Annotated in this window: 7 protein-coding genes; all 7 read right to left on the bottom strand. The window is 44.1% G+C overall.

Annotation, left to right across the window (positions count from 1 at the left end):
* Positions 1–69: 69 nt before the first annotated feature.
* Positions 70–756 (bottom strand): DUF3826 domain-containing protein, encoded by a 687-nt coding sequence (locus tag GPM24_RS14390; RefSeq protein ID WP_158827504.1) that lies wholly within the window; start codon positions 754–756, stop codon positions 70–72.
* Positions 740–2,413: a fucose isomerase gene (locus tag GPM24_RS14385; protein WP_158827503.1), complete on the bottom strand. Its 1,674-nt coding sequence runs from the start codon at positions 2,411–2,413 to the stop codon at positions 740–742. Before GPM24_RS14385 ends, GPM24_RS14390 begins: the two co-directional genes overlap by 17 nt.
* A 554-nt stretch (positions 2,414–2,967) precedes the next feature.
* A complete protein-coding gene (locus tag GPM24_RS14380) occupies positions 2,968–3,915 on the bottom strand; it encodes a dihydrodipicolinate synthase family protein (RefSeq protein WP_158827502.1) in 948 nt (315 codons plus the stop codon).
* A gap of 26 nt (positions 3,916–3,941) precedes the next feature.
* Positions 3,942–5,546 carry a sodium:solute symporter family protein gene (locus tag GPM24_RS14375; protein WP_158827501.1) on the bottom strand — a complete coding sequence of 535 codons (1,605 nt, stop codon included), beginning with the start codon at positions 5,544–5,546 and terminating at the stop codon, positions 3,942–3,944.
* 236 nt (positions 5,547–5,782) lie between these two features.
* On the bottom strand, positions 5,783–8,197 hold the full coding sequence (locus GPM24_RS14370; RefSeq protein WP_158827500.1) for a glycoside hydrolase family 2 TIM barrel-domain containing protein: 2,415 nt from the start codon (positions 8,195–8,197) through the stop codon (positions 5,783–5,785).
* 3 nt (positions 8,198–8,200) lie between these two features.
* On the bottom strand, positions 8,201–9,328 hold the full coding sequence (locus GPM24_RS14365) for a glycosylase (RefSeq protein ID WP_158827499.1): 1,128 nt from the start codon (positions 9,326–9,328) through the stop codon (positions 8,201–8,203).
* A gap of 26 nt (positions 9,329–9,354) precedes the next feature.
* Positions 9,355–12,117, bottom strand: coding sequence for an alpha-L-rhamnosidase (locus GPM24_RS14360; protein ID WP_158827498.1), 2,763 nt, complete (start codon positions 12,115–12,117; stop codon positions 9,355–9,357).
* Between the last annotated feature and the right edge of the window lie 11 nt (positions 12,118–12,128).

Here is a 12,128-nt window from a genome sequence, read left to right as displayed (position 1 = left end):
CCAAGTTTTGTTCATTAATGGTTATGCCGGAAAGTGAAGCACTGCTTTAACCTTCCGGCAATCAATAGTTTATTTGTTATTAGATTTAGAAGCTTTGATACGTTCCATCCAACCGGCTTCTTCTTTTTTCATGTCATAACCGGCTGCTGATAGATAGTTATTGATACGGCCTTTATATTTCCCAAACCAGGCATGCTTTTTTTCTGATGATTCTGCATCCATGGATTGCTCGCGGGCCTCGGTAAGCCAGGTCATGATCTGACTTTTCTGCTCTTGTGTAAGCGTGGGAATCATATCGTTGTAAGCTGTGTAAGTAACGTTAAGTACATTATACGTCATGCCATCTTTAACTTTATTAACCTGTTCTGGCGTAAGATAAGCAGACAAGTTGCTTATATATTGTGCATGTACCGGCTTCAACTGTTCGGCAACACTTACGTCAACCGCCTTTAGTGCGGCAGGCAATTCTTGTTTGTTATCAGCGTAGCGCTCTTTCACTTCTTTCAGTTTGGCGTCACGCGTGATATACACATTGTTCAAATCCTGATATTGTTTGGCAATAATGGCGGTCACTTTTGCTGCCTTGCTTTCATCATTCAGCCCCAGGCTTGCCGTAATTTTAGCCGCTCTTCCGGTTACGGTTTTTACATAAGCAGCTTCTTTGTCTGCTTGCGTTTGTGCGTCCTGCGCTTGTACCGGCTTTGCAAACAATACACACAACGCTGCTATACCAGCGTATTTAATCAGCTTTTTCATATACATTAATTTCTTCTATGTCACTGCTATCGGTTACTGTAAAATCTATGTCTCCGCAAAAATGTACTTTTAAACCTAATTCGGCCATAGCAGCCGCCTTAATACGGCAGGCTTGTAATGCTTTTTCTGCGTTAGTTGCATAAACTACTTGTATGTGGTTGGCTTTGTGCCTTGCCATCATTTGGTTTTGGGTTACGCCTTTAAGCGTGGCATGCATAATTGGCCATTGTGGCGTAGTAAGTTCCCAACGGCGGTTTGTCTCTTCTTCGGGCAAATAAACGGCTTCACCTACACCAATATCGCAATGCAGTTGATTGTCCATTACAAATACGCGACTCCAAACAATATGCCCGGGTTTGCTTATCCCTTTCAAACTTCCACCACCTAAACGGAAGTACATAGACGGCTGGCGTTCACTCACCGCACCGGCATAACCATCAATAAAATGTGCAGGAGGTGCAGCACCCGAAATCAGGAACAGCCAAACAAAGTCATCCACTCCTTCACTGGTAAAATGTTGCCCCCAGCGCAAATCATGTAAGGTGGTTTCGCCCGGCATACCCAGTTGGTTCCATAAATGATAAGTTACCAGTGCGTCTAAACCAGCACATTCATCTACCTCATTAAAGTGGGGCAGTGCCTGACCAGCGTAAAGTTCTTCTCCCGATTCATTGAAAACGGGTGGACGATCTTGATTATTCAGTAATCCCTCTACCAAATCACTTGCCGGAGCTAAATCTTTTAAGCCTTGCTGATATTGTATACCGATGGTATCACAACCAAATTCATGTGCTAGCCTGACAGCGGCAATATACATTTTGCACTGCTCCAGCGTTTGGTTGCGGGTCAATTCGGTAGCCTCATCAGTTCCCCAGTTAAAGCGCATACCTTTTTGCAGCAGCCAGTTCAAAACCGCTTCAGCTTCGGTATCCTGTACCTTTAGCATAGCTGCGTAAAGGGTAGATTGGCTTAATCTTTCTTTGAACAAACCGGTAGGGTGCAAAATTTCGTCGGGAATAATGGCATTGTACATGCCCATGCAACCTTCGTCAAATACGCCCATGATGGCTTTATTTCGCTTCAAGTTTTTAGCAAAACTTCTACCAGTCATCTCATCTTCCAAAGGGATATCTATCAAATCAAAATTTTGAACATGACTTTGATCGTGCTTTATCTTACCTGTCAGCAACCATTCATTCAACTTTTGGGTAAAAAACGAGTCGGTAAAATCTTCACTCCATAACGTGCTGTATTCAACCCCTGCTTTGGTAAGTGAACCATTCAAATTAAGCATGCCCACTAAACCAGGCCAGGTTCCATCCCAATTGGCTACCGTAAGTATTGGACCTTTATGCGTAGTTAAGCCGGGTAAAACGTGGTGGGTATACTGCCAAACACTTTCAGCAACAATTAGCGGCTGCTCCGTATCGATGGTTTTGAACACCTCGATGCCCATCCGTTGCGAGTCGATAAAGCCATGTTGCCTGCCGGCATTGTAAGTATGTGCACGTTGAACAGACCAGCCCAATTTTTCGAGAGCAGCGGTTAGCTTCGCTTCCATCTGCTCTTGCACGGCCCAGCAGGTTTGGTTTGCAGATAGCCTTAAATCGCCACTGGCAACCAACACAATCTGCTTTTTATGATCTCCTTTTAACATCGTTATAATAATTATGTATCAAAGCAATGATGGCTTCGCTTCCACTCTGTTTAATAAAGGCCAAGCCTGAAGCTGATTTTTGTTCAAGATTCAATAAAAATTAAAAAACTAAATTACAGTTTGTTAACTGTTTATTGATTGGTTCTAATAATTGGTTTGTTTGAACACTCAAACAGGTTTATACACAAATATCATTTAACGCGAACGTCGTTTTTTGCTAATTTTTATCCATTTACTATAGGATGTTAGCATAAAATATTCTGGAAACATATTGTAATTTTCGGTTTAGTTAAAGCTCTTTTCAACATGTAGACTAATCACTTACCAAATTTGTAGAAGTCACCCATGTAAAAAAGAGCTGTAATATACAATTTAATTAAAGAAAACATCGTTTGTCGCCCTATTAAACGGTGAATTCTTTTCTTTATAATTTAAATTGTGTGATGCCTAATCATTACACGAAGTAAAGGCAATAGAGGTATTGGCAATATGATAATATTGTAAAGTATACAATAAGTATACTAGGCGAAATTTTCAGGAATTCAGCCTAGTGATTAAACAACCGGCTGAATACCATATTCGTTCTGTAATTGACTGTATTTCTGATACAAACTCTTGATATTTTGACGAATAGCACTGCTAAAGTTGCCCACCTTGCGCCGGGTAAACGTGGATATTTCTACCCCCCTTTGCTGCAGGTAGTATTTAGCTACAGTTGGGTATACGTCATGCATTACATCCATATTATCTATAAAAAATTGCTGCACTTTATCTACCTGTTCTTGCATAGAAGGATTATTGTAATTATCGCACAACCATACAATCAGCTCTGGAAAATAATTGCCTTGTATGCAGGATAAACCAGCCGATCCGGCCTTTAACGATTCCACAGCATGTACCATATAAGCATCATACAGCCCCAGGTTACTACCTTGCGCAACGGCTATTTTGGCTTTAATCTGATTTATGTCTAAGCTGGTATCTTTGTGGTAAATTACCCGGCCGGTTGACGCAAAATGCTGAAGTTGCCCGGCAGACAATATTCTTTTATACGGAACAGGGCATTCGTAGAAGCCTAGCGGTACATCGGGTGTAAGTTCCAGTAATTCATCAGCACGTGAATTGAACACATCATCCGATTCGTCGGCGTTTGCCAGCAGACTGGTAATGGCTATCACAGCTTGTACGCCGGTATCATGTACCTGATTTACAAAATCAGCTTGAGAACCAATGGGTCCTCCAAAAGTACCTGTTGCTACCACGGGCACGCTACCGCCCGTTACTTTAACAACATGTTTAATGATCTGTAGTCGCTCGTCAGCAGTTAGTTCGAACATTTCGCTGGATAGGCAGTTGGCAAACAATCCGGCTGCACCAGCATTCAGGTAAAACTCTGTCAGCAAAGTTAATTGGTCATAATCTATCTTACCACCATCGGTAAAGGGGGTTAGCATTACCGGAATAAAGCCTTTTTTCTGCTGATTATTGCTGATGCTATTCATGTTATTTGTGTATGTATTTTATAACGTTAGTAAATGTGCTTTTCAACGGGGTTTTGATGATTCACTGTTGCAATGGGGTTCTGCTTCTGCCTTAATTTGGTCAAGATAACGCCTACCAGAAATATGGTAAGGGTGCCCACCACAATAATCATATTTTGGTGCAACTGGTTGCGGAACGTGGCATACTGTTCGGGAAGTAATACTGATAGGGTCATCCATAAAATAACCAGTATACCAACAATGGTGGCAACCAACGCTTCGTGATTACGGGTTTGCCGACTAATCATGCCCAGTAAAAACAAACCCAGCATACCACCGGCAAAAATGCCCGACAGCTGCCACCATACATCTAACACGCTCTTTACCCCTATCATGGCTATGCCCGCAGCTACACCAGCCACACCGGCAACCACTGTTGCGGTATGCAACAGCCAAAGGGTTTGCTTTTCGTTAATACCCGGTTTGAAATATCGTTTATAGATATCTACCGAAAACACCGTAGCCGAAGCATTCATGCCCGAACTAATGGTGCTCATAGCGGCCGACAGGATGGCGGATATGATTAAGCCTACCAATCCGGCTGGAATTTTGGTGATCATGAAGTTGGGCATAATCTTATCGCCATAATCGGCTGGAGAGAGATTTGCTGCTAAGTTTGCAATTTGGCTGGCGGTGGCGTTGGCAGGCAAATGCTCGGCGGCGGCCTGATGCCTGATGGCTTCGGTTAGCTCGGGGTGCACCTGATAAAAGGCATACAAAGCAGAACCTATTATGCAAAACAGTAACGACACCGGCACGTACAGCACCACACATAGCCAGATAGATTTAACGGCCTGCTTTGATGATGAAGCCGTGTGATAGCGCTGCACATAATTTTGATCCATGCCAAAATTATTGAGGTTAATAAAAAACCCATACAACAACACTACCCAAAACGTGGGTTCCTGAAAATTTATAGCAAAGCTGCCTAGCCCGAATTTTTGATCATGCAAACCAATTGCAGTGATTTTGGATACACCGCCCGGCATATTGATGATGATAAGATAAAGTATTAAGAATGCACCAAACGTTTTTACAATGCCCTGCCCTACTTCCGTCCAGATAACGGCTTCTATTCCGCCCAGAACGGTGTAAATGATAATACAAATACCCATGCACAGAATAATCATTTTCATGCTGTAGCCGGTAAGTGCCTGCAGCGTAAGCGCTACGCCAAAAAATATAGACCCCATTCGCGCCAGTTGCGTCAGCAAAAAACAAACTACCGCATAAGTACGAGCCCATGCACCAAAGCGATGTTCCAAATGTGTATAAGCTGAAATTTCGCCGGTGTTGCGGTAAAACGGGACAAAGTATTTAGAGGCGATCCAAGCCGCAAATGGCATTGAAATACTGAATACAAAGGCGCTCCAGTTGCCGCCAAAGGTTTTACCTGGCACACCTAAAAACGTATTACTGCTTAGAAAAGTGGCATAGATAGAAATACCAATAGCCCACCCCGGAATTTTTCCTGATGCTTTGGTAAACTGTTCGGCATTTTTGTTTTTTCGGGAAAAATACCAGCCTACCAACAACATGGCACCCAAATACAGCACAATTACAGTCAAATCAAGCGTTGGCAAACTTCTCATTGGCGTTTATAAAATAATTGGTTTACATGGCAGGCCATAACCGGATGGCGAAATGCTACACTAAAAACAAATGTATTGGGTTGCATACCGGATGAAGTATAATATTTTGGCCTGATAATATAGGATGTTATCATATCAAGTAGTTCAATACCCTACTTAAACAAAAAAGCAGCAATTAAAGCGCTGTTGCGCTCTGATTGCTGCTTTAATAAACGCACTACTAAAGAGATATTCTTTTATCGTGCTTTAATGGTTATTTTGCTTGCTGGTAAACCTGCAGCCGTGGCGGTTAACTCAATTGTACTGGCTTTTGCAGATGCCTGTAATATAGCCAGACATAAGCCGTGAAACGCTTTGCGATTACTTGCCCTGAATGATTCCATACTAACAGGTGAGCCATTATCTACCCCTGCAAGCTTGCCGCCTTTCACAATGAAATTCACCAGGTTGTCTGCATCCGGCACAACGTTACCGTCTTTATCTACAATGGAAACGTTAACAAAAGAGAGGTCTTCATTATCTGCCCGGATGGCTTTGCGATCTGCAGTTAACAGTATACGGGCCGGTTTGCCAGCGGTATGCAAATTGCGCACCAACACCTCTTTTCCGTTTTTGCGCGATATTGCTTTAAGGGTACCCGATTCGTACTTTACTTTCCAGCTTACATGCAAATCGTCAGCTTGTTTTTTACGGATGCCCAACGATTTGCCGTTCAAAAACAGCTCCACTTCATCGGCGTTATTATAATACGCCCACACATCTACTGTATCGCCAGCATTCCAGTTCCAATGCGGCAAAAGGTGCAGTACTGGTTTATTGGTCCACTCGCTTTGGTACATATAGTAAACATCTTTCGGAAAACCGGCCAGATCAATGATACCAAAATAGGAACTGCGCGCCGGCCACGGGTATGGCGTAGGCTCGCCAATGTAGTCAAAACCGGTCCACACAAACAGGCCCGACAGGTAATCATGCTTTTTGATAATGCGCCAGGTTTCTTCGTGTGTTGATCCCCAGTAAGCAGCCACGTTATCGTAAGCTGTTACAGCCATTTCGGGATTGCCTTTGGTATATTTTTCTTTGGAACTATGGGGCCATAACCGGGTGGTATCGGTAGGCTTATCATAAAACCCTCGAGTTTCCAAAGCTGACATAGTTTCCGTTGCAATAAACTTCTGGCCTGGATAGTTTTTGGGAAAATCAGCATAAACCTCCTGATGATAGTTCAACCCCACCAAATCCAACGCGCCCGACTGGTATATAAAATTCTTTTTAGGATCAGACTCACTTAGCGCCGAGGTAACTGGTCGGGTTGGGTCGAGGTTCTTAACAATTTTAACTAACTCCCTGCCGATGCTAATGCCGGTGCTGTCAAACTGCTCACGAATTTCGTTACCGATACTCCACATCATTACCGATGGGTGGTTGCGGTCGCGCTTTACCTGATCTTCCAAATCTACCCGGTGCCAGGCATCAAAGTATTGGTAGTAATCCTGCTTGCTTTTCTTTTTGCGCCACATGTCAAAAGCTTCGTCCATCACAATGAAGCCCATGCGGTCGCACAAGTCTAAAAACTCTGGGGCGGGCGGGTTGTGGGATGTGCGGATAGCATTACAGCCCATATTTTTTAAAATCTCCAACTGACGCTCCATCGCCCGCAAGTTTACTACCGCGCCCAAAGCGCCCAAATCATGGTGCATACATACGCCTTTGATTTTCATGCGCTCACCGTTCAGCGAAAAGCCTTTATCTACATCAAAATCAAAAAAACGAAGACCGATGTTTACTGAATAGCTGTCGAGTATGGTATTGTTATCAGACACTAACTGCAGCTGTGCTTTATACAAGTTAGGCCGATTTACCGACCATAGCTGCGGGTGATTAATTTGCAACGTTTGCTCTGTAAAGCTAACAACGGTATCATCTGCTGCTTTGATTGCCGACAATTGCGACGCGACTAACTTATTTTGGTGATTGTAAATCAGCGTTTTTAATTTCAGCGCTTTACCACTTGGCATGATGCCAGTTTGCACACGGACCGTTGCCGTAGCAGCGCTAACGTGCGGCGTATAAATGAAGGTACCACCATTGGTAAAATAGCTTTTGTTGGTGGTAACCAACCACACATTACGGTAGATGCCAGAGCCGGTGTACCAGCGGGAGTTGGGCTGTGCTGAGTTGTCAGCTTTTACAGCAACTACATTTTTTGTGGTACCAAACCTCAGATACGGTGTCAAATCGTAGCGGAATGAAATATAGCCGTTGGGCCGTTTACCTAACAAATGCCCGTTTATCCAAACTTCACTGTTGCGGTAAACACCATCAAAGTCAATAAAAACCTTTTTATCTTTTGCAGAAACCGGCATCGTAAAACTTTTACGGTACCAGCCTATTCCGGCCGGCAAGCCGCCTTCAGCCTGAGTAGTAGTATTTTTTTCATTGAATGCACCTTCAATGCTCCAGTCTTGCGGTAGGTTAAGCAGCCTCCACTTACTGTCATTATAATTAATGTTTCGGGCTAAACTATCATCACCCAAATTAAAACGCCAGCCGTTATTGAAATTTTCCGTTTTGCGTTGGGCTTGCACCGAGGTTAAACCCAGCAAACAGGCGATAAGCACATAATATTTCAAGTGTATGTTTATCCGCATAGCTTACTTTTTCTTTTTAGATGGTGGTGGCTCTACAAAGTTGAGCTGACTTTTACCCATATCTTTTGAAGTCGCCACCGCAATACCGCGCTGATCGGCCTTGTTAACGGCACAATAAAAATGATATACCACACCTTTGTGCTTTACCACAAATGATTTATGGGCAAACATATTGTCATATGGTTCGGATGATTGGATGAGATCATCGCCCTTCCACTCCGTCCAGTTCACCAAATCGTAAGAGCAGGCAAAGCGGTTAAAAGCACCGCCTTTTTCTTTCCAGAAAGCGCCGAAGTAAAACATCACCCATAAGTCGCCCATTTTTTGCAGGTAAGGGTCGCCGGTAATGCCCACGTTATGATTCAACACCGGATCTTTTTGGAAGCGTTTCCAGTTCACCATATCGTTAGATACGGCCATACCTATACGCTCTGCTCCGCGCTTTTTGTTCAGGCTATCGCCATTGGCATTGTAATACATTACAAATGGGTAGCCGGTTAAACGGGCATTGTCTTTAATGACGGTTTCTTTATATAACGTGTGATTATCCCACCAGCTTACATTGTTATCCGTAGCCATTAATACCGGGTGGCCCAAACGCTGCCACTCATGCACGGTTGACGGATCCTTGTCAGTATACGCCATACTGATAGAAAGCAAACCTTTCTCATATCCCTTGTCATGCCCGCCAAAGTATGACATCCAGTATTTATTCTGAAATTGATTTAACTGGTAGCTTCCACCCCATTTGGTATCCTGCAAAGCGATGTAACCGGCCTTTTGGTCGCTGTCCCAATCGGTAGTGTCCGAAAAAGACAGAATACGGCCCTTAGTTGTCCAGTGCAGTAAATCTTTGCTGTTGGCTAACCAGGTTTCATAACCACGACCGTTAAAAATAATGTACGTCATGCACCATTGGTTGCCCTTGCGGAATACGCTGGGGCAATCGGCCTTTTGGCTGTTATCTGTGGGTGCTATTACCAAACCGTACTTGTGAGGTGTTTTGACTTTTTCGTACACCTCCTGCATTACTTTATCGGGCACCTGCGTACGGTTGGTTTGTGCCTGTGCAGCAGCCACAATCAGCACATTCATCAACAGCAATAAGCTTAATATCTTCGTTTTTTTCATGCTTTAAATTCCTGTAATATATTCATTTACTGAGCAACAAAATGGTAATGACCTGAGCCAACTTGCACTACTGCCTTTCCATTCTTGTAACCTTTGTAGGTAATTTGTTTATTGGTTCCGATTAACTGCCCCGCTTCAACAATCTTAGCAGTTTGGTTAACAGGCAGGTAAAGCGTAGCTTCAGTATTGACCGGTATCTTTACATCCAACTCAAAACTATTAGCCATTTTATTCCATTTGCTGCTGATAGTTCCGTAAGGTGACAAGGTAGTAGCCTGTGCATGGGTAATATCACCGACTAACTCCGGCCTTATCTCAATGCGATTATACGCTACTGCATCTGCAGCAGGACGAATACCGGCTAAAGCCGTGTAGAACCATTCCATAATATGCCCCAGCATAAAGTGGTTGTTAGATACGCCGCCCAGCGCCTGCCAGGATTCGGTTAACGCCGTAGCACCTTTGGCCAATTGGTAACCGTAGCCCGGCACATCCGAGCGGTTATTCATTTCATAAATTACATCCGACCGCCCTTCATCATCCAGCACCCGAAGCAGATAACGGAACCCGATATCACCAGCGGTTAAGCTGTTGTCACGGCTGCGTATATCTTGTACCAGATTATTCACTACAGCAGCTTTGTATTGCGGCTCTACCAAACCTGCGTACACCGCCATCGCATTAGCTGTTTGGCTACCTGTACCATATTGTTTGGTATCAACGTTAAAGAATGCACTATTAAAAGCCTGCTTTACTTGTTGTGCTAACTGGTTGTATCTGTTGGCATCTTCGGGTTTGCCTAACAATGCGGCAACTTTAGCGGCGATAGTAAGGTCGTAGTGATAAATGGCCGTAGCCGTAATGCCTTTAGGTGTATTTTGCGATAAGCCAGGCGCTTTAGGGCCAATGTCATACCAATCGCCCAGGCCTTGTGTCAGAATGTGATTTTCGGCTTTGCCGGCCAGGTAGTCCAAGTAGCGTTGCATGGTAGGATAGTTATCTTGCAGTAACTGCTTATCACCATACCACTGGTATACATACCACGGAAAAATCACTGCATTACTTCCCCATTCTGGCGAATCGCGGAAGGGTTCGCCAAACTTGGTAAACTCAGGGGCAATCTCCGGGATCAGTCCTTCGGGCGTTTGAGCCAGTTGCATATCGCTGATACATTTGCGGCTTAGGTTGGCGATATCATATCCGTAGTGGATAGAGCTGCCTACCAGATGTGCTTCTTCCAACCAGCCCAGTTTTTCGCGATGCGGGCAATCAGTAAACACGCTTACCATATTGCTTTTTACCGCCCAGTCTATTAACGTGTAAATGTGGTTAAATAAATCGTTTGAACAAGAAAAGCTACCCACCTGCGGTGCAGCATTACGGGTATGCAGACCTTTAATATCTACAATCACCGGCAGGTTTTGTGCATTACCTTTACCTTGCGGCACAGCGCCATCAACCTGCACATAACGAAAACCATAGTAAGTAAAGCGTGGCTGCCAAGTTTCCTCTCCTGTTCCTTTCAAAATGTAAGTATAGTAATGCGGTCCGCCGGATCCTTTTTGGTTTGCGGCACCTTCGGCATTAATTAATTCAGCCGGATAAATTCTTACCGTATCACCTTTTTTCCCTTTAACAGTGATTTGTGGTATACCCGATGCATTCTGCCCCAAATCGTACAACCATTTGTCAGGTGCAACCGATGTAATCTTTTTAGGGTTGAAGTTTTCAAACACTTTCAACGGTTCGGCTAATTGCGCGCTCAATTGCGGCGAGCCGTCAACCAACAAAGCGTTTTTCCAGTTCCGGTCATTAAAAGCAGCTCTGTTCCAGCCCGCTTGTTCCAGATTAGCATTATAATCTTCGCCGCCATAAATACTGGTAAAGGTAACAGGACTTGGTGCTGTTTTCCAGGTAGCGTCACTTATTACATTACTTACACTGCCATCCTGATATTCCGTTACCAAACGGCAAATCATTTTTGGATAACCATAAGCCCCGGTAAGTTTGCGGTACCGCTTATCACGCGGAATGTAATAGAAGCCGTTGCCCAACATGACACCAATTGCGTTTTCACCTTGCTTAAGTTGCCGAGTCACATCAAAAGGTACATAAAGCGCCTGCTTGTCGTAGTTTGTCCATCCCGGATCCAAAAAGTGATCGCCTACTTTTTGCCCGTTTACACTCAGCTCAAAATGCCCTAACCCACAGATGTACATGGTAGCCTTTTTAATCGGTTTATTTACCACAAAACCTTTACGCAGCATGGGCAACACATCATTAGCCAACCCCAGCTTTTTAGGGCCGCGGCCGTGCAACAGGGGTACAATTCTGGATGTATCGGGCAGTTTATCATAAGCTATCCAGCGGGCATTTTTCCAGTCGGCCGGCGTAAGCAAGCCCATCTGCCAGTGCGCTGCAGAACTCCAGGCACTCACATGGTGTTGATTATCCCATACCATTACTTTCCAGTAATAGGTGGCAGCGCTTTGGAGCGGCTTTCCATTGTAAGCAACTTGGATGGAGGCGTCAGAACTGATCTTCTTGGAATCCCACAAATTACCTACATTCTTGTTCAGCAGGACAGGGTTATCGGCCACCAATACCCGGTAAGCCGTCTGCCGAACGTTGCGCCCGGTGCTTTGTAACAACCAACTTAAATGCGGCGCGACCGACTCGATACCCAACGGATTACTTTTATACTCGCATTTTAACGCATTTACTCTTACGCCTTGTGCAAAAGCATGAAAGTGCAACAATAACAATGCGATATAAAGTCTTTTTATCATTTGCTTAAAAT

Source organism: Mucilaginibacter lacusdianchii (genome assembly GCF_009770985.1).
Lineage (GTDB): Bacteria > Bacteroidota > Bacteroidia > Sphingobacteriales > Sphingobacteriaceae > Mucilaginibacter > Mucilaginibacter lacusdianchii.
This window is presented reverse-complemented; position numbering and strand designations above follow the sequence as displayed.